Genomic DNA, 17,773 nt, shown 5'->3' on the forward strand with positions numbered 1-17,773 from the left:
CCGGGGGCGGCCCCGGGACGGCCGCCCCTCATGACCCATTACGTCAACGACGACGGAAGGACACCCCATGAGCGATCGCACCACCGCACGGCCCCCCGCGACCCCCGGCACCGGTCACGGCCGCATCTCGACCGAAACCGTGCGCACCCTCGTCGGCTCGCACCGCACGCGCCGCACGTTCTGGCGCCGGCTCGCCCTCATCGGCCCCGCCTTCGTCGCGGGTGCCTGGCAGTTCGGCCCCGGCAACCTGACCACCGCGATGAACGCGGGCGCCCTCTACGGCTATACCCTGATCTGGGTCATCATCGTTTCGACGATCCTGATGATCTTCCTCACCGACATGAGCGTGCGGCTCGGCATCCGCACCCCGGTCTCGCTGATCTCCTCGATCAAGGACACCTTCGGAACCCGGGCGGGAGTCGTCGCCGGCATCGGCGTGTTCCTCATCACGCTGTGCTTCTCCGTCGGCAACGCCGTCGGCTCGGGCGTCGGCCTGGCGATGCTGCTGCCGGGCACGTCACCGGTGATGTGGACGGTCATCTGCACGGTGCTCGTCGGCACCATCCTGCTGCTGAAGAAGATCTACGGCGTCGTCGAGAAGATCCTCATCGCCATCGTGGCGCTCATGGCGTTCTGCTTCATCGCCTCCGCCTTCGCGTCCAACCCCGACTGGGCGGCGGCCGGAGCGGGTCTCATCCCCGTGATCCCCGGCGGTGCGTGGCTGCTCATCATCGGGCTGGTCGGCACCAACTTCTCCATCAACGCCGCGTTCTTCGCGTCCTACGGCACGAAGGCACGCAATCGCGATGAGAGCGAGTACCGCGACATCACGATCGTCGACACGATCCCCGGCATCGTCGCCCCCGGCGTCATGACCGCGCTCGTCATCGTCGTCTCCGCCTCGGTCCTCGGCCAGACGGGTGCCGACACCCCGGGCGCCTTCACCGGTCTCGCCCGCATCTTCGAGCCCGTCGCCGGCCCCGTGGGCGCCTGGATCTTCGCCCTGGGCTTCTTCGGCTCGGCGTTCTCGTCGATGATCCCGAACTGCATCGCCGGCGGGACGATGCTCTCGGATGCCATCGGCCGAGGCGCCTCCGCCGAAACCCTGGCGGCTCGCCTGGGGAGCGCGTTCATCCTCGCGTTCGGCCTCGGGGTGACCATCGCCTTCGCCGGCACCTCCCCGGTGCAGCTGATCGTCCTGGCCCAGGCCCTGACGGTGCTGTTCGCGCCGATCCTGGCCGCGCTCATCATCCTGATGGCGAACAACCGCAAGCTCATGGGGTCGCTGCGCAACCGCTGGTGGCAGAACCTGCTCGGCGTCGTCGGCCTGATCGCCGTGTTCGCCCTCTCGATCCGGTTGATGATGAGCCTGATCGCGGGATGACGGTGACGTTCAGCGGCCCCGGTCCGAGCGGACCGGGGCCGCTGTGCATCACCCCGCGGTTCTCGTGCTCACCACCCCGACCATCTCTCGAGCGCCGCGTAAGCGGCATCCCGAGCCTCCGAACTCGACAGGAAGACGTCGTGCAGCGCCCCGTCGAGGCGGACGATGGTGACCTCCCGGGCGATGCGGGTGGCCGCGCGAGCGATGTCGTCGACGACGAGCACGGAGTCGGACTCCCGCATCGCGTCGCTCCACGACAGCGCCGACGTCGACCGCGCCGACAGCAGCACCAGCGCCGGGCAGCCGATCTCGACCCCGGATGCCACCCGCGCGTGGCCGGCGACCACCGCCGCGAGCCATCCGGGATGCGTCGGGAAGCCTCGCGCCGGCCGCCACCCCTCGGGGCTGTCGGGAAGGGTCCCCACCTCGCGCTGTGCGCGCGTGTAGAACCCGAGATCGACGGCCGGGTGCGTCCCGAGCGGGTCGATGCGGGCGCGCGCGTTGAGGATCGGGGCCAGCGCCTGCCGTCCGAGCGGACCGAGCTGCAACTCGAGCCACGGGCTGTTCAACACGACGGCGTGCGCCCGCCCCGGGTGCCGCGCCGCCCACAGCGTCAGCGTCAATCCGCCCGTGCTGTGTCCGAGCAGCACGAGACGACGGCCGTCGCCCTCGGTGCCCATGGCATCCAGCGCCGCCTCGATGTCGGCGTCGTACACGTCGAGCGCGGCGACATACCCGCGCGTCTGCCCCGGTCGGATGCTGCGCCCATACTTGCGCAGGTCCAGCGCGTGGAACCGCGCGCCGCGATCGGTGAAGAAGTGCGCGAGGGCCGTCTGGAAGAAGTAGTCCGACCAGCCGTGCACGTACAGCACGTCCACCTCGCGCCACGGCCCGAACAGCCGGGCACCGGGGTGCGGCATCGCGCGCACGAGCGTCGCGACGACCTCCCCCTCGTCGTCGGTGCCGAGCGGCAGCGTCTGCTGTTCGAACCCGTTGCCGAGGATGTCCGGATGCCACTCCCCCATGGCCCCACCCTACGGCCGGGGCCTCAGGTGCGCTGCTGCTCCTTCGCCTGGCGTTCCCGGGCCCGCTCGAGAGCGCGCTTGCGCGCGGTACGGGCGTCCTCCTCGAGCTTCTCGGCCTTCGCCTCGTCGCGCGTGAGATTGACGCCGGTCTCCGGGTCGAACAGGTGCAGGGAGTCCGGCGAGAACCACAGGTGGGCGGCATCCCCGGCGCGAATCGCGCTCATGGCATCCAGCGCCACGACCAGTTCGGTGCGCAGGCTCTCACCGTCGAGGTCGCGGTCGAGCTCCGACAGCTTGTCCTTCACCGTCGCGTCGGTCTCGTACGGCACGTAGGCGTAGAGCACCTCGCCGAGCCACTCGGTCATCTCGATGTCGAGCTCCGCGGTGACGCCGCCCGCGAGGTCGCGCTCCGTGGCATCCGCGTCCTCGAACGCGTCGGGACGGATGCCGACGATGACGAGGTCGCGCCCCTCGACCGCGGCCCGCAGACGGTCGTCCAGCGGCACGTCGGCAATCGGCAGCCGCAACACGTCGCCGTCGACGGTTCCGCTGAGGAAGTTCATCGGCGGTGAGCCGATGAAGCCCGCCACGAAGAGGTTCACCGGCTGGTCGTAGAGCCCGCGCGGGCTGGCGACCTGCTGCAACTCACCGCGACGCAGCACCGCCACGCGGTCGCCGAGGGTCATCGCCTCGGTCTGGTCGTGGGTGACGTAGACCGTGGTGATGCCGAGCGAGCGCTGCAGGCGGGCGATCTCGGTGCGCATCTGACCGCGCAGCTTCGCGTCCAGGTTCGACAGCGGCTCGTCGAAGAGGAACGCGCTGGCATTGCGGACGATGGCGCGGCCCATCGCCACGCGCTGACGCTGGCCGCCGGACAGGTTCGCGGGCTTGCGCTCGAGGTGCTCGTCGAGCTCGAGCAGCTTCGACGCCTTCCGCACGCGCGCGTCGATCTCCTTGTCGTCGAGGTCGCTGGATTTCAGCCGCATCGGGAACGCGATGTTCTCGTAGACGGTGAGGTGGGGGTACAGCGCGTAGTTCTGGAACACCATCGCGAGGTTCCGGTCCTTCGGCGCCTTGTCGTTGACCACCTCGTCGTCGATCTTCAGTTCGCCGTCCGAGATGTCCTCCAGGCCCACGATCATGCGCAGGAGCGTCGACTTGCCGCAGCCCGACGGTCCGACGAGGATCACGAACTCGCCGTCAGCGATGTCGAGGTCGACGCCCTTCACGGCCGTGAACCCGTCGTCGTACGTCTTGACGATCCGGTTGAGAGTGATGGATGCCATGGGATCTCTCCTTTAACCCTTGACCGCGCCCTGGGTCAGACCCGAGACGATGCGGCGCTGGAAGATGACGACGACGATGACGATGGGGATGGTCACGACGATGGCCGCGGCCGAGATCGCGCCGGTGGGTTCTTCGAACTGCGACGCCCCGGTGAAGAAGGACAGCGCCGCGGGCACCGGGCGGGCGGCATCCGTCGAGGTCAACGAGATGCCGTAGACGAAGTCGTTCCACGCGATGAAGAACGCGATGATCGCGGTCGTGAAGACGCCGGGGGCGGCGAGGGGGACCACGGTCTTGCGGAACGCTTCGAACGGGGTCGCGCCGTCGACCTGCGCGGCCTGCTCGAGTTCCCACGGGATCTGCCGGAAGAAGGCGGCGAGGGTCCAGATCGAGATCGGGAGCGTGAGCGACAGGTACGGGATGATGAGCCCGAGCCACGTGTCGTACAGGCCCACCACGCGCCACAGGTTGAACAGCGGCGTCACGATCGACACGATCGGGAAGACCGACACCGCGAGCGCGGTGGTGAGGATGATCCGCTTGCCGGGGAAGTCCAACCGCGCGATCGCGTACGCGCACAGGGTGGCGAGCACGACGGCGATGAACGTCGCGATCAGCGAGATGCCGATCGAGTTGCGCAGCGCCGGGAGGAACAGGTCCTGGGCGCTGCCGCCGGGGGCGAGGATCGTGGCGTAGTTGTCGAGCGTCCACTCTTCGGGCAGAAGCGTGCCCGAGAAGAGCCCCGCCGGGGTCTTGAACGACGTCATCGCGATCGAGAACACCGGGAAGAGCGACCAGACCAGCACGACGGCGATGATCACGATCCAGGTGATCCGCTGGGGCCAGGTCATTGCGCGCATCAGGAGTTCCTTCCCGCCGAGAGGTCGACTTTGAAGCCCTTGATGAAGATGCCGGCGATGATCAGGACGCTCAGGAACAGCAGCACCGAGATCGCGGAGCCGAGGCCGATCTCCAACCGGCCGATCGAGGTGTTGTACGCCAGCAACGACAGCGCCTCGGTGTCGTTGGCACCGGCGGTCATGATGAAGATGTTGTCGAAGATGCGGAACGCCTCGAGCGTGCGGAACAGCACCGCGACCATGATCGCGGCCTTCATGTTCGGCAGGATCACGCGGCGCAGCACCTCCCACGCGGTGGCGCCGTCGACCTTCGCCGCCTCCTCCAGGTCGCCCGGCACCTGCGCGAGACCCGACAGCAGCAGTAACGAGATGAAGGGGGTCGTCTTCCACACCTCACTGAGGATGATCACGACCAGCGACGTGCCCTGCGAGGCGAACCAGTTGAGGTTCTCGTCGAACCCAGGGATCCACGACAGCCAGTTGTTGACGTACCCGCCGGAGTTGATGTCGAAGGCGTAGAAGAACGCGAACGCCGAGACGACGGTGATGATGCCGTAGGGCACGAGGATCGCCGTGCGGGCGAAGCCCCGGAGCTTCTTGATGGCCCGGTGCATCACGAGGGCGAACCCGAAACCGATGATGAGCTCGAGCAGCACGGTCACGACGGTGATGAAGAGGGTGACGCCCATCGACTGCCAGAAGGCCGGGTCGCTGAGGATCACCTGGTAGTTGCGGAACCAGATGAACTCGCGGTCGCCGGGGGCGGTCAGCCGCAGGCTAAACAGCGAGTCCCACAGCGCCTGCACGATCGGGTACAGCGTGACCAGCAGCATGATCCCGAACGCCGGTCCCGCCAGCATCCACCCGAGACGCGCCTCGGCGCGGGAGCGGTCGGACCGGCGCTTCTTGGGAGCGGGCTTCGCCCCCGCGCGGTCGGTATCGGTCCGGAGCTTGCCGGCCGCGGCGATTTCGGCGGTCACAACAGCCTCTCCCCTCTCAGCACCGCGAGGATGAAGTCGGTCGAGGTCTGCGGCGTCGAGTCCGGGTTCACCGCGTTGGGCGGATGCCACGTGCGCTGCAGGCCGATGGAGATCTCGTTGTAGTACGGAGTCTGCGGACGCGGAGCCCCGAGATCGAGCGACTCCCGGATGGTGTCGGCCATCGGGAACTTCTCCTGCACCTCGGGGTCGTCGTAGGCCGCGGTGTTCGAGGGCGGGTTGCCGTTCGTGACGAAGTACTGGGCCTGGTTCTCGGGGCTGACGATGCACGCGACCGCCTGCCAGGCGAGATCCGTGTGCTCGCTGTACGCTCCGACGCCGAGGTTGATCCCGCCGACCGGCGGAGCCGCCGGGGTGCCGGCATCCACGCGGGGGTAGACCGCCCAGCCGAGATCGTCCACCACGTCGGGAGCGGCCCCTTGCATCGCGGGGTACACGAAGGGCCAGTTGACCATGAACGAGCCGTCGTCACCCTGGAAGAGGTTCATGCTCGCGTTCTCGTCGGCCGTCGGCAGTCCCGACCCGCCCAGCCCCGAGGATCCGATGCGCCCGATGATGTCGGCCGCTGCACGCCCGGCGTCGGTGTCGAGGCCCAGCTGCATGTCCTCGGGCTTGGCGTCGGGGTTCTCGAGGATCTCGCCGCCGGCCGAGGCGACGAGAGCGTTGATCCACACCGTCATCGATTCCGCGAGCGCACCCTGCACGCCCACCTGCTTGTCCTGCTCCTCGGCAACCTGGATGATCTGGTCCCACGTCACCGGCTGGGTCATGTCGAGGCCCGCGGCCTCGGCGACGGACGTCCGGTACCACAGCAGCTGCGTGTTGGCCCAGAACGGCACGGTGACGAGCTCGTCGTTCCAGCTGGCGGACTGCACCGCTCCCTTGACGACCCCGTCGGTGTTCTGCAGATCTTCCGGCACGGGAGCGAGGAAACCGGGTTCGGCCAGCTCGGGGATGAACGGCGGATCCAGGCTCATGATGTCGAGCGACCGGTCGCTGGCCGCGAGGCGGCGAGCCAGCTGCTCGCGCTGCGACGCCGCATCGCGCGGCAGCAGAGAGGTCTCGATCCGGTAGGCCCCGTCCGCGGCCTCGGTGCAGGATGCCGCGATCTCGGCCTGACCGCCGTCGTCGGGGTTGATGTACCACGTGAGCGTCGGCACGCCGCCGTCCGCGGAACAGGCTCCGAGCGTGCCCGCCAGCGCGAGCGCCGAGGCCCCGGCCACGATCCGTCTCACCGTTCGCATCCGGCCCCCTCGCCTCATCGGGGGCTCCGGCGCCCGCCGTCGTTCACTCCATCCTGCCGATGGGGGTCGATTCCGGTCGCGAGGGTTGCCTCGGCCGTGGGGCGGGTGTTACTCGCGCGCGGGGGCGGAGGCGATGACGCCGGCTACTCGCCGCGCGAGACCCGGATCATCTCGTCGCGCGGGACGACTTTGATACGGGCGCGCTCGTGCGGGGCGCCGAGGGCCATCTCGTGCTCGTCGAGGCGGTGCCAGCCGTCGAGGTCGGTCCAGCGGACCCCGCGCTCGGCCAGGAGCGCCGGGATCGCCTCTTCCTCGGGGTGCGCCGGGCGCCACCACTCGGCCTGGTCGTTGATGACGTGGCGCACCGTCTCCATGGCATCCGACTTGGTGTGCCCGATGAGGCCCACGGGTCCGCGCTTGATCCAGCCCGTGGCGTACAGGCCCGGCATCCGCTCGTTCGAATCGGATGCCAGCACCTGACCCTCGTGGTTCGGGATCACGCCGTGACGCTCGTCGAACGGCACGTCGGTCAGCGGCGAGCCGAAGTAGCCGACGGCGCGGTAGATCGCCTGGATCGGCACCTCGCGGATCTCGCCGGTGCCCGTGACGCCGCCCTCGGCGTCGGGCCTCGTGCGCTCGTACTTCAGCGCGGAGACGCGGCCCTCGGCATCCGTCACGACCTCCAGCGGCTTCGCCCAGAAGTGCAGGTGCAGGCGGCGCGAAGCCTCGCCCCCGGCGTTGTTGACGCCCGGGCGGGTGCGCCACTCCTGCAGGACGCGGTCGATGACCTTGACCTGCTTGTTCGTCTGGATCGCGGTGAGCGACGCCTCGTCGTAGTCGAAGTCCTCGTCGTACACGACCATGTCGACGTCGCGCAGCTCTCCGAGTTCGCGCAGCTCGAGCGGCGTGAACTTCACGTGCGCGGGTCCGCGGCGGCCGAAGACGTGCACGTCGGTCACCGGGGAAGCCTTGAGTCCCTGGTAGACGTTGTCGGGCACCTCGGTGGGAAGCAGGTCGTCGGCGTGCTTAGCGAGCATGCGGGTGATGTCGAGCGCGACGTTGCCGTTGCCGATGACGGCGACGGACTCGGCCTCGAGCGGCCACTCGCGCGGCACATCGGGGTGGCCGTCGAACCAGCTGACGAAGTCGGCGGCACCGTAGGACCCCGTCGCGTCGATCCCGGGAATGTCGAGGTCGGCGTCGCGGATCGCGCCGGTGGCGAAGATGACGGCGTTGTAGTGCTGCTTGAGGTCGTCGAGCGTGATGTCGGTACCGAAGTTCACGTTGCCGAAGATGCGGATGTCGCCGCGGTCGAGCACTTCGCGAAGCGCCGTGATGACGCCCTTGATGCGCGGGTGGTCGGGGGCCACGCCGTACCGGACGAGACCGTAGGGAGCCGGGAGCTGCTCGAACAGGTCGATCGACACGTCGAACCGGCGCTCGGCCTTCAGCAAGATGTCGGCGGCGTAGATGCCGGCGGGGCCGGCGCCGACGATGGCAAGGCGCAACTTCGTCATGGAGGTCCTCTCGATCGCGATCGGGGGTGGGAAAAGATCAGGCGGAGCGGTCGGCCACGGCGCGGGCGAACCGCGTCAGGGCCTCGCGGACGGCCCCGTCCGGCAGCGGTGCGAGCGCGTCGATCGCGTCCTGCGACCACCGGTGGGCGAGGTCGAGGGTCTCGCGCGTCGTCTCGTGCTCGCGCAGCTCGGTGAGGGCGTCGTCGAGGATCGCCGGGTCGGCGCCCGCCGCGATCCGATCCTGGCCCTCGTCGATGCGGGCGCGCAGATCGGCCGAAGCCTGGTCGGAGCGGTGGCCCAGCAACAGGTACGGCATCGTCGGCACGCCCGCGCGCAGGTCGGTGCCGGGGACCTTGCCCGTCTCGGACGGGTCGGGCGACAGGTCGATGACGTCGTCGAGCAGCTGGAAGGCGACACCGGCCTTCTCGCCGAAGACGATCATCGGGGCTTCGAACTCCTCGGGGGCACCCGAGTAGATGACGCCCGACTGCGCCGCCGCGGCGATCAGCGAACCGGTCTTGTCGGCCAGCACCCGCAGGTAGAACTCCACGGGCTCGTCGCCCTCCTGCGGACCGACGGTCTCGTGCATCTGCCCCAGCACGAGCCGCTCGAACGTGTCGGCCTGCAGCTGGATCGCTCGCTCACCACGACGAGCCATGAGCTGGCTCGCGCGCGAGAACAGCAGGTCGCCGGTGAGGATCGCGATGTTGTTGCCCCACACCGTCTGGGCGCTGGGAACGCCGCGGCGCTTGTCCGCCCCGTCCATGACGTCGTCGTGGTAGAGCGAGCCGAGGTGGGTGAGCTCGAGGGCCGTGGCCACCTCGACCACCTCCGTCGTCGTGCCCCGACCGAGCTGAGCGGTGAGGATGGCGAGCATCGGGCGCACCCGCTTGCCACCGGCTTCGTACAGGTAGCGCGCGGTGACATCGGCGAGCTTGTCGGCGCTGCGCACCTCGCGCTCGAGCGCGCTCTCGACGAGGTCGAGGCCGGCCTCGACGGTGGAGAGCAGGGTGCGTGCGCGCAGCCCGCCGAAGATGCGGTCACTCAGGCCCAGCTTGCCCGACAGGCGGGTGCCGGCCGCGGGCGGTCTCGGGGTCACGGTTTCAGCCTATCCTGGCCCGGTCCGGGGCAGCCGCCGGTATCTCGACGGTTGACAGCGGGAGCCTCCTCGCGGCTACGCGCCGGGGGCGATCCCGCGGTGCAGAGCCACGATGCCGAACGTGAGGTTGCGGTAGGCCACATCGGCCCACCCCGCGTCCCGCATCCAGGCCGCGAGCGTCGGCTGGTCCGGCCAGTCGCGGATGGATTCGTTCAGGTAGTCGTAAGCGTCGGCGTTGGAGCTCATGGCCTTCGCGACGACCGGTAGGACGCGGTCGTTGTAGAAGCGGTACAGGCCGCTGAAGGCGCGGGACGGCGGATGCGAGAACTCGCACACGACGATGCGACCCCCGGGCTTCGTGACGCGGCGGAGCTCCCGCAGCGCGCGGCGGGGATCGTTGACGTTGCGCAGGCCGAACGACATGGTCACCGCGTCGAACTCGCCGTCCTGGAACGGCAGGTCGATGGCATCCGCCTGCACGAACTCGAGGTTCGGAACGTCGCCGTGACGGCGACGCCCCTCCGCGATCATGCCGCGCGAGAAGTCGGCGGCGACGACGTGCGCGCCGCTGGGCACGAACGCCATCGACGAGGTTCCGGTGCCGGCGGCGAGGTCGAGGATCCGCTCGCCCCGCTTCGGCGCGACGGCCCGCAACGTCGCGACGCGCCAGAACCGGTCGTTGCCGAGGCTCAGGACGGAGTTGGTGCGGTCATAGGCCGCGGCCACCTGGTCGAACATGCCGCTGACGCGCTGGGGGTCCTTGCCGAGGTCGGCGCGGTTCGGGTCGCTGCTCACCCGTCGAGTCTAGGCGCGGCCGGACGCGTCGTCCCCGGGTTGCGCGAGCGCGGCGAGACGCTGCAGCCACGGACCGGTGACCTCGTCCGAGAAGGGCGCCTCGGCGGCACGGACCCGATGCTCGAGGTCCAGCGCCACCGCCTCGAGGTGCGCGACGATCTCCGCCGGGTATCCGTACCGCACGCGGTGGTCGTCCCACTCGTCGCGGTCGTCGATCCACGTTCCGCGCTCGTCGGTGCGGCGGACGACATCGAGGTCCATGTCGATCCCTACCGGGGCGCCGTCGGCATTCCACCCGGCGTCCCAGGCGAGGTCGATGTACACGGCCACCGGGTGCGGAGCGGCGTTGTGCGTGAAGGCCCAGTCGCCGCTGGCGGGGACGAGCGTCACGTTCGGTTCACGGCAGACGAACTCCCGTCCGGGACGGACGCTGCGCCACCCGATCTGCTGGCCGAACCAGTCGCCCCACTCGTCGGAGCCGAGGTAGACGGAGTCCTGCTCCCAGTGGGGGGACCCGTCCCACTTGCGCCAGCGGAACACGAGCCGGGTGCCGGGTGCGGGGCGGGAGGTCATGCCGCGAGTCTAAGTCGCGGTCTAGGCTGGAACGGTGCAGCAAGCGGCGGATGACCTGGTCCCGCGTCTGCGCGTCGTGACGCGCGAGCTGCATCCGATGGACGACGTGCTGGACTACACCCCCGGCTACGACCCGCTGTTCTGGAGCCGCCGCGGAGAGTCGCTCGCCGGCTTCGGCGACCTGCTGACGCTGCGGTACACCGGCGCTCAGCCGGGGGATGCGACGATCGCGGATCGGTGGCGCCGGATCGCCGCCGCGGCCGAGGTGGATGACCCCCTCTGCCTTCCCGGCACCGGCCTCGTGGCCTTCGGCTCGTTCGTGTTCGACCCCCGTTCGGAGCGCGAGAGCGTGCTTCGCGTCCCCGGCACGATCGTCGGACGCCACGGCGGGCGCGCGTGGGTCACGCGGCTCGCCTTCGCCGATACCCCCGACGAGCCCGAACCCGACCTCCCGCCCCGGTCCCCGTTCGGTCCGCACTGGTCGGCGACGCTCGGTCCCGGTCGGCAGAGCGCGGAGGGATACCAGGATGCCGTCCGCCAGGCGATCGACGCGATCCGGGCGGGCGAGGTCGGCAAGGTCGTGCTCGCGCGCGACATCGTCGGGACGGTTCCCGCCGGCGCGGACCGACGTCGACTGCTGCGGGCGCTCCTAGAGGGCTACCCCGACTGCTGGGTCTTCGCGGTGGACGGTCTCATCGGCGCGAGCCCCGAAACCCTCGTCACCGTGTCGCGCGGGACGGTGACCGCTCGCGTGCTGGCGGGGACCGTTGCGCGCGGGGGCGACGCCGACAGCGATGTCGCCGCGGCGGTCGCGCTCACCGAGAGCGCGAAGGATCAGGAGGAGCACCGCTTCGCCGTGCAGAGCGTCCTCGCCTCCCTCCGTCCGCACACCTCGGCCCTGGCGGCGGGCGAGCAGCCCTTCACGCTGAAGCTTCCGAACGTCTGGCACCTCGCCACGGACGTCGAGGGCGAGCTGTCGGAGGCGGCATCCGCGCTCGACCTGATCACCGTGCTCCACCCCACCGCCGCCGTCGCGGGCACCCCGACCGCCGCGGCGATGGAGGTCATCCGACGTCTCGAGCCGTTCGACCGCGGCCGCTACGCCGGGGCCGTCGGCTGGATCGGGGCGTCCGGCGACGGGGAGTGGGCGATCGCGCTCCGATGCGCGCAGATCGACCCCGCCGCCCCGTCGTCGCCGACCGCGCCGATCACCGCGTACGCGGGGGCCGGAATCGTCGCCGACAGCGTGCCTGAGTCCGAACTCCTCGAGACGCGCGTGAAGTTCCGCCCGATCGTCGAGGCTCTGGCCTAGGACTCCGCCAGCCGCTGCTTCTCGGTCGCGATGTCGTAGTCGGCGGCGGGCCACTGCGGGTCGATGTCGGTGAGAGCGTCGAGAAGCAGCTGCTGCACCGCGAGCCGGGCGTACCACTTGCGGTCCGCGGGCACGACGTGCCACGGGGCGATCGGCGTCGACGTGCGCTCCAACGCCACCTGGTAGGCATCCATGTACTCGTCCCAGAGGGCGCGCTCGTCGACGTCGGACGGGTTGTACTTCCAGTGCTTGTCGGGACGGTCGAGGCGGTCGGCCAGCCGCTCGCGCTGCTCGTCCTTCGAGATGTGCAGCATGACCTTCACCACCCGGATGCCGAGCTCCGCCGCCTCGGCCTCGAAGGCGACGATCGCGCCGTAGCGGCGCTCGATCTCCTCCGCGGGAGCGAGCTGCCGGACGCGTCCGATGAGCACGTCCTCGTAGTGCGAGCGATCGAAGACGCCGAGGCGCCCGGCATCCGGGAGACGCTTGCGGATCCGCCACAGGAAGTCGTGCGAGAGCTCCTCGGCGGTGGGCTTCTTGAACGACGCCAGCTCCACGCCCTGGGGATCGACGGCCCCGACGACGTGCTTGACGATGCCGCCCTTGCCTGCCGTGTCCATCGCCTGCAGGACCAGCAGCACCGAACCGGTGGCCGTCCCCGCGACGCTCTCGGCGAAGAGGCGCTCCTGCAGATCCGCGAGGGGCTCGACGCCCGCCTCCAGGTCGGCCTTGCCCTGCTCCTTGTCTCCGTCATAGCCCGGGGTGGACCGCGTATCGACGTCGGCGAGACGGAACCCCGGCTCGACACGGAGGGCATCGAACGCGGGCGTGGACCAGGTGCTGTGCGAACTCATCGTCACATCGTGACGTGCGGATGCTCGGGATGCCAGCGGTTGACGGACCGTCCTCAGCGCGCCAGCGGCACCTCGATGAGCTGTCGCCCGGCTACCGCCGAAGTGAGCGCTTGATCGAGTGCGACGCGAGTCGTCACGCGACGGTACTCCCAGCCGAACGCCAGGGCGAGGTGCTCGAGCCGCGCGTTCTGGGGCGTGTACTGCACGCGCTCCATCGCGTCGACGCCGGCCACTCCCGCCACCTCCAGACCGTCGAAGATCGTCCCGCCGCCGTCGTTGCCGACGACGACCTGCAGGCGCGGCTCGTGCTCCTCGGGCGGGAGCAGCAAGGCGCCGACGTCGTGCAGGAACGCGAGATCTCCGAGGATCAGACGCGTGACGCCGGGGCGGTCCTCGCCCTGGCTCGCGAGAGCGACCCCGGTCGCGGTCGCGATCGTGCCGTCGATGCCCGCGAGTCCCCGGTTGGCGTGGACCGCCACCCTCTTGCCCGCCAGCAGCTCGTCGGCGACGCGCACCAGACGCGACGACCCGAACACGAGCCGGTCGTGCGGCCAGGTCGCGCGCCAGACGGCGTCGACGAGAGCGGCCCGGTCGACGGGCGCGCGCATGACGGCGACCTCGGCGTTGATCGCCCCGAGACGTTCGTGCGGCACGGCCGAGCTGAGTCCGTCGGCATCGGGCGCCGGCGGGCTGAGGTCGACGGCGGCGGCCCGAGACGCCCGCATCCACTCCCCCAGCCACTCGCGGTCCGACGCCTCGCCTGCGCGCACGGCATCCACCGCCCGGGTCTGGCCGTTCAGGTTCACGGGCTCGCCGGGCCCCCGCACCGCGATCACGTCGACGTCGTCGCGCCCCAGCAGGAGCGCGACCTCACGACTGAGGGTGGGATGACCGAAGACGACGACCCGCTCGACACGACCGCCGAGATGGGCCTCGCGCAGCAGGGCGCGATACGCGTGGACGACGTGCCGACCGAACCGTGCACCGCTGACGATCTCGGCGACCAGCGGGAGACCACCCAGATGGGCGAGTTCTTCGGCGGCCGGGCCCGCGTCCGCTCCAGCCACGACGATGGTGCGCGGCCCCGGGTCGAGGACGAAGACCGCGTCCGATTCGGGGGCGACATCGGCGGTCCCGATCCCGCCGCCGCCCTGGTAGAGCGCTCCCGACGCGTCGATCCCGGTGGCCTCGTCGGCCGGAGCGGAGCGAGTGGCGCGCTCGAGGAGCCACGCGGGTACCGCCCCCGCGAGGGGCTCACGCACCGGGACGTTCAGGTGGACGGGCCCGGCGGCACGCGCACCCTCGCCGACGGACGCGGCGAGGGCCGTCGCCGCGATGGCGTCGAAGTCGTCGGTCTGCGGGGTCGTGGCATCCGGATCCACCACTTCCGGAACCGGGAGGTCTGCTTCGAACCGGGTCGCCGAATGGAAGAGCCCGGGCTGACGCGTCGTCTGATTGGCCCCGACCCCGCGCAGTTCCGGTGGGCGATCCGCGGTCACCAGCAGCAGGGGAATGCCGGAGTGATGAGCCTCCAGCGCGGCAGGCAGGAGGTTGGCGACCGCGGTGCCCGACGTGCAGATCACGGCGGCGGGCACACCGGTTTCGCGGGCGATTCCGAGGGCGGTGAAGCCCGCGACGCGTTCGTCGATGCGTACGTGCAGACGCACGAGCCCGGCACGCTCGAGTTCCGCCGCGACCAGGGCGAGCGCCTGCGAACGCGACCCGGGGCTGACGACCAGGTGCCGCACCCCGCGCGAGACGAGGCCGGCGAGCAGCGCCGCGGTCGCATCGGTGGCCGGGGCCTGCGGCCCCCGTTCCGCCGATTCCACGCTCAGCCGACGGCGCCGCGCTGACCGCGCGTGTCGTCGTCGCCCTTGCCGGGCGTGCCGTCGCCGTCGTCGCCATCGGCCTCGGGGGCCGGGCGGGTGTCGCGGGGATCGTCGGCCTCGGAGTCGAGCTGCGCGAGCTCTTCCTCCAGGCGGCGGATGCGCTCGTCCTGATCGGCGCGGGCATGGGCCGAGAGGCCGCCGAGGAACTCGGGATCGTCGTCGGGCGCCCGACGTGCGGCCTGCTGCGAGGTGCGGCCCCGTCCGACGATGAACCACAGGATGCCACCGAGAACGGGGAGCAGGATCACGATCACCAGCCACGCGGGCTTGCTGACTCCGCGATGGCGGGTCGCCGGTTGAACGGCGCAGTCGACGATCGTGTAGACCCAGAACGCGGTCGCCACGAGCGCCAGGATCAGCAGCAGGCGTGCCATCCTCCGATTCTACCGGCGCTGCCTGGACGGGGGCCGGGCGCCGGGCGGCGATGGCTCGGTCGTAGAGTGGTTGTATGCGTGCCCGTTCCGCCCTCGTCTATACGGTGCTGCGTCTGCTCGCGTTCCTCGTGCCGCTCGGCATCCTGCTGCTGTTCCCGGTCTTCCGCGAGCTGCCGTGGCTGGCCGCGGTCTTCGCCGCTCTCATCGGCCTGAGCCTGTCGTTGCTGTTCCTGCGTCGGCCGCTGGATCACGTGACCGGCGACCTCGCCGAGCGCCGTGCCGAACGCCGCGCCGCGAACCGTCGCACGGCGGCCGAGCGCGACGCCGATGTCGAGGATGCCGTGGTGGACTCCACGCACGACGACCGCGGAGAGGCCGCGGACCCCGAAGCCCGCCGCTGAGCTCTCAGGCCACGAACGCCCAGAACAGGATCGCGCCGTACCCGACCGAGGTGAAGCTCGTGACCTGCAGCGCCACGATAAGTTCGCGGGGCGCGCGGTAGGTCCAGACGATGAGGATCGCCGAGAGCGCTCCGAGCAGCGCGATGAGCGTGAGCCACGCGATGGGGTACACCAGCGCCAGGAACGCCGCGATACCGAACGGCACGAGCACGAACAGCGTGAACAGCACCTGCGTCGCGCGCCGACCGATGAGCACCGAGAGCGTGCGCTTACCCGCGAGCCGGTCCTGGTCGATGTCGCGGAGGTTGTTCGCGAGCAGCACCGCGCAGGCGAGCAGCCCCGCGGCCACCGCACCGAACCACGCCTCCTGCGGCAGCGACTGCACCTGCAGCCACGTGGTGCCGAGGGTGGCGACGAGGCCGAAGAACACGAAGACGAACACCTCGCCGAGCGCGTTGTAGCCGTAGGGTCGCTTGCCGCCGGTGTAGAACCAGGCCGCGACGATGCACGCCGCGCCGACGGCGATGAGCCACCACTGGCCGGTGCGGACGACGAGCGCGAGTCCCACGAGCGCGGCGAGCGCGAAGAACGCCAGCGCCACGATGAGCACCGTGCGCGGCTTCGCCTTCTTACCCCCGGTCAGGCGCCCCGGTCCGACACGGACGTCATCCGTTCCGCGGATGCCGTCGCTGTAATCGTTGGCGTAGTTGACGCCGATCTGCAGAGCGAACGCCACCGCGAGGCACGCGAGCGCGATGACCCAGTGGAGCCGATCGTCGACGAGCGTCGCGGCACCGGTGCCGATGAGCACGGGCGTGATCGCGAGCGGAAGCGTCCGCAGGCGTGCGGCTCCGATCCAGTCGCGCGCGGTCGCGGGGGCCGGTGCGTGCGACACCGGACGGTGCGCCTTCTGGGGGTTGCCGCCGGGACGCCGCTTCGGGGCCGGACGCGAGCGCTTGCGAGACTGTGCTGCCACGGAGAGAGAGCCTAATTCTTCGCGGAGCCGAAGCGTTGCCGCAGGGCGGCGCGATCGGGCTTGCCGGATGCCAGGACGGGCAGCGCCTCGACCACGATCACCCGCGCGGGCCGGGCGGCGGGCCCGATCGCCCGGGCGACCGCCGCTCGCACGCGCTCCAGCGTCTCCTGCTCGTCGAGATCGGATGCGCCGAGGACGACCGCGGAGCCCTGACCCCACCGAGCGTCCTCCGTCGGGATCACGACGGCGCTCTCAAGACCGGGGAGGCCGTGCACCACCGCCTCGACGCGGTCCAGCGAGACGTTCACGCCGCCCGAGACGATGACGTTGTCGAGGCGGCCCGTGACCCGCAGCACTCCGTCGGCGAGCACGCCGGCGTCGCCCGTGCGGTACCACCGGGTGCCGTCGGCATCCGTGGGGAAGATCTCGGCGGTGCGGTCCGGATCGCCGACGTAGCCGTCGGCGAGCGTCGGGCCCGAGACGCGCACCTCGCCGTCGACGATCGCGAGCGCCACCCCGTCGAGCGGGACGCCGTCGTAGACGCAGCCGCCGCTGGTCTCGCTCGAGCCGTACGTGCGCACGATCCGTGCGCCGGCCGCCTCGGCGCGCTCGCGCAGAGAGGGGGCGAGGGCCTGCCCGCCGATGAGGATGCGCTCGAACGACCGCAGCGCCCGGGCGACATCGGGGTCGCTCTCGGCCGCGTCGAGCAGCCGCTGCAATTGGGCCGGGACGAGGGACGTATAGGTGGGGACGCGGGCGCCGTCCTCGTGCGACGCCATTCCGAGGGCGGCCGCGGCGAACGGCTCGGGGCGGAAGGGCCCGGCGAGCACCGCGGGCTCCCGCCCGTTCACGAGCGCCCGGACGAGCACCTGCACGCCGGCGACGTAGGTCGCGGGGACGGCGAGCAACCACGCTCCCGCACCGATCCGTTCGGATGTCGCGAACGCGCTCGCGATCAGGGCGTTGCGCCCGATCGCCACCGACTTCGGAACGCCGGTCGATCCCGACGTCGTGATGACCACCGCGGTCCCCGCCGGCACCTCCCCCGGAAGAGCCGATCCGGCACCGAGGGCCACCGCGGGCCCGGCTCCCAGGACCGCGTGACGCAGGGCGCGCAACACATCGCGCGGATCCTCGGATGCCGCACGCTCCAGCTTCACGAGCGCGCCGGGTCCTGGCATCCCG

The 17,773-nt window shown here is 70.7% G+C and carries 17 protein-coding genes; 3 read left to right on the plus strand and 14 right to left on the minus strand.

Annotation, left to right across the window (positions count from 1 at the left end; translation table 11 throughout):
- Window positions 1-67: 67 nt before the first annotated feature.
- The gene (locus tag D8Y23_RS07470; protein ID WP_128217534.1) at window positions 68-1,384 is read left to right on the plus strand and encodes an Nramp family divalent metal transporter; all 1,317 of its coding nucleotides are present in this window, start codon (window positions 68-70) and stop codon (window positions 1,382-1,384) included.
- A 68-nt stretch (window positions 1,385-1,452) separates the two neighbouring features.
- Here D8Y23_RS07470 and D8Y23_RS07475 read toward each other — a convergent pair whose 3' ends face one another.
- The 9 genes from D8Y23_RS07475 to D8Y23_RS07515 all read right to left on the minus strand — a co-directional run bounded on the left by D8Y23_RS07475 (window position 1,453) and on the right by D8Y23_RS07515 (window position 10,782).
- Window positions 1,453-2,409: an alpha/beta hydrolase gene (locus tag D8Y23_RS07475; protein ID WP_128217535.1), complete on the minus strand. Its 957-nt coding sequence runs from the start codon at window positions 2,407-2,409 to the stop codon at window positions 1,453-1,455.
- A gap of 23 nt (window positions 2,410-2,432) precedes the next feature.
- Window positions 2,433-3,695, minus strand: coding sequence for an ABC transporter ATP-binding protein (locus D8Y23_RS07480; protein WP_128217536.1), 1,263 nt, complete (start codon window positions 3,693-3,695; stop codon window positions 2,433-2,435).
- Between the two features lie 12 nt (window positions 3,696-3,707).
- Entirely contained in the window at window positions 3,708-4,556 is an 849-nt protein-coding gene (locus D8Y23_RS07485) for a carbohydrate ABC transporter permease (RefSeq protein ID WP_128217537.1), read from the minus strand.
- Complete coding sequence (locus D8Y23_RS07490; RefSeq protein ID WP_128217580.1) at window positions 4,556-5,524, minus strand: carbohydrate ABC transporter permease; 969 nt, start codon at window positions 5,522-5,524, stop codon at window positions 4,556-4,558. The genes D8Y23_RS07485 and D8Y23_RS07490 overlap by 1 nt, the downstream gene beginning before the upstream one ends.
- A gap of 8 nt (window positions 5,525-5,532) precedes the next feature.
- Window positions 5,533-6,798, minus strand: a complete 1,266-nt coding sequence (locus D8Y23_RS07495) for a sugar ABC transporter substrate-binding protein (RefSeq protein ID WP_128217538.1) — start codon at window positions 6,796-6,798, stop codon at window positions 5,533-5,535.
- Window positions 6,799-6,941: 143 nt separating this feature from the next.
- Complete coding sequence (locus D8Y23_RS07500; RefSeq protein WP_128217539.1) at window positions 6,942-8,315, minus strand: FAD-dependent oxidoreductase; 1,374 nt, start codon at window positions 8,313-8,315, stop codon at window positions 6,942-6,944.
- A 37-nt stretch (window positions 8,316-8,352) separates the two neighbouring features.
- Window positions 8,353-9,414 carry a polyprenyl synthetase family protein gene (locus D8Y23_RS07505; RefSeq protein WP_128217540.1) on the minus strand — a complete coding sequence of 354 codons (1,062 nt, stop codon included), beginning with the start codon at window positions 9,412-9,414 and terminating at the stop codon, window positions 8,353-8,355.
- 75 nt (window positions 9,415-9,489) lie between these two features.
- Entirely contained in the window at window positions 9,490-10,152 is a 663-nt protein-coding gene (locus D8Y23_RS07510; RefSeq protein ID WP_240663828.1) for a class I SAM-dependent methyltransferase, read from the minus strand.
- 66 nt (window positions 10,153-10,218) lie between these two features.
- Window positions 10,219-10,782 carry a DUF402 domain-containing protein gene (locus D8Y23_RS07515; RefSeq protein ID WP_128217542.1) on the minus strand — a complete coding sequence of 188 codons (564 nt, stop codon included), beginning with the start codon at window positions 10,780-10,782 and terminating at the stop codon, window positions 10,219-10,221.
- A gap of 97 nt (window positions 10,783-10,879) precedes the next feature.
- Between D8Y23_RS07515 and D8Y23_RS07520 the strand changes: the two genes are divergently transcribed.
- Entirely contained in the window at window positions 10,880-12,094 is a 1,215-nt protein-coding gene (locus D8Y23_RS07520; RefSeq protein ID WP_128217581.1) for an isochorismate synthase, read from the plus strand.
- On the opposite strand, the gene D8Y23_RS07525 is transcribed toward D8Y23_RS07520, so the two are convergent.
- The 3 genes from D8Y23_RS07525 to D8Y23_RS07535 are packed head-to-tail and all read right to left on the minus strand — an operon-like array spanning window position 12,091 to window position 15,211.
- Window positions 12,091-12,948: a polyphosphate kinase 2 family protein gene (locus D8Y23_RS07525; RefSeq protein WP_128217543.1), complete on the minus strand. Its 858-nt coding sequence runs from the start codon at window positions 12,946-12,948 to the stop codon at window positions 12,091-12,093. The two genes, D8Y23_RS07520 and D8Y23_RS07525, sit on opposite strands and share 4 nt — an antisense overlap.
- A 53-nt stretch (window positions 12,949-13,001) precedes the next feature.
- Entirely contained in the window at window positions 13,002-14,777 is a 1,776-nt protein-coding gene (menD, locus tag D8Y23_RS07530) for a 2-succinyl-5-enolpyruvyl-6-hydroxy-3-cyclohexene-1-carboxylic-acid synthase (RefSeq protein WP_128217544.1), read from the minus strand.
- 2 nt (window positions 14,778-14,779) lie between these two features.
- Window positions 14,780-15,211 carry a PLD nuclease N-terminal domain-containing protein gene (locus tag D8Y23_RS07535; protein ID WP_128217545.1) on the minus strand — a complete coding sequence of 144 codons (432 nt, stop codon included), beginning with the start codon at window positions 15,209-15,211 and terminating at the stop codon, window positions 14,780-14,782.
- 74 nt (window positions 15,212-15,285) lie between these two features.
- Here D8Y23_RS07535 and D8Y23_RS07540 point away from each other — a divergent pair, with 74 nt between their 5' ends.
- The gene (locus tag D8Y23_RS07540) at window positions 15,286-15,612 is read left to right on the plus strand and encodes a DUF4229 domain-containing protein (RefSeq protein ID WP_128217546.1); all 327 of its coding nucleotides are present in this window, start codon (window positions 15,286-15,288) and stop codon (window positions 15,610-15,612) included.
- Window positions 15,613-15,616: 4 nt separating this feature from the next.
- On the opposite strand, the gene D8Y23_RS07545 is transcribed toward D8Y23_RS07540, so the two are convergent.
- Together D8Y23_RS07545 and D8Y23_RS07550 are read right to left on the minus strand one after the other, a co-directional pair.
- Window positions 15,617-16,588 carry a 1,4-dihydroxy-2-naphthoate polyprenyltransferase gene (locus tag D8Y23_RS07545; RefSeq protein WP_128217547.1) on the minus strand — a complete coding sequence of 324 codons (972 nt, stop codon included), beginning with the start codon at window positions 16,586-16,588 and terminating at the stop codon, window positions 15,617-15,619.
- An 11-nt stretch (window positions 16,589-16,599) separates the two neighbouring features.
- The gene (locus D8Y23_RS07550) at window positions 16,600-17,748 is read right to left on the minus strand and encodes an AMP-binding protein (RefSeq protein WP_128217582.1); all 1,149 of its coding nucleotides are present in this window, start codon (window positions 17,746-17,748) and stop codon (window positions 16,600-16,602) included.
- Window positions 17,749-17,773: the final 25 nt, after the last annotated feature.

This window comes from Microbacterium enclense, from assembly GCF_004022425.1.
GTDB lineage: Bacteria > Actinomycetota > Actinomycetes > Actinomycetales > Microbacteriaceae > Microbacterium > Microbacterium enclense_A.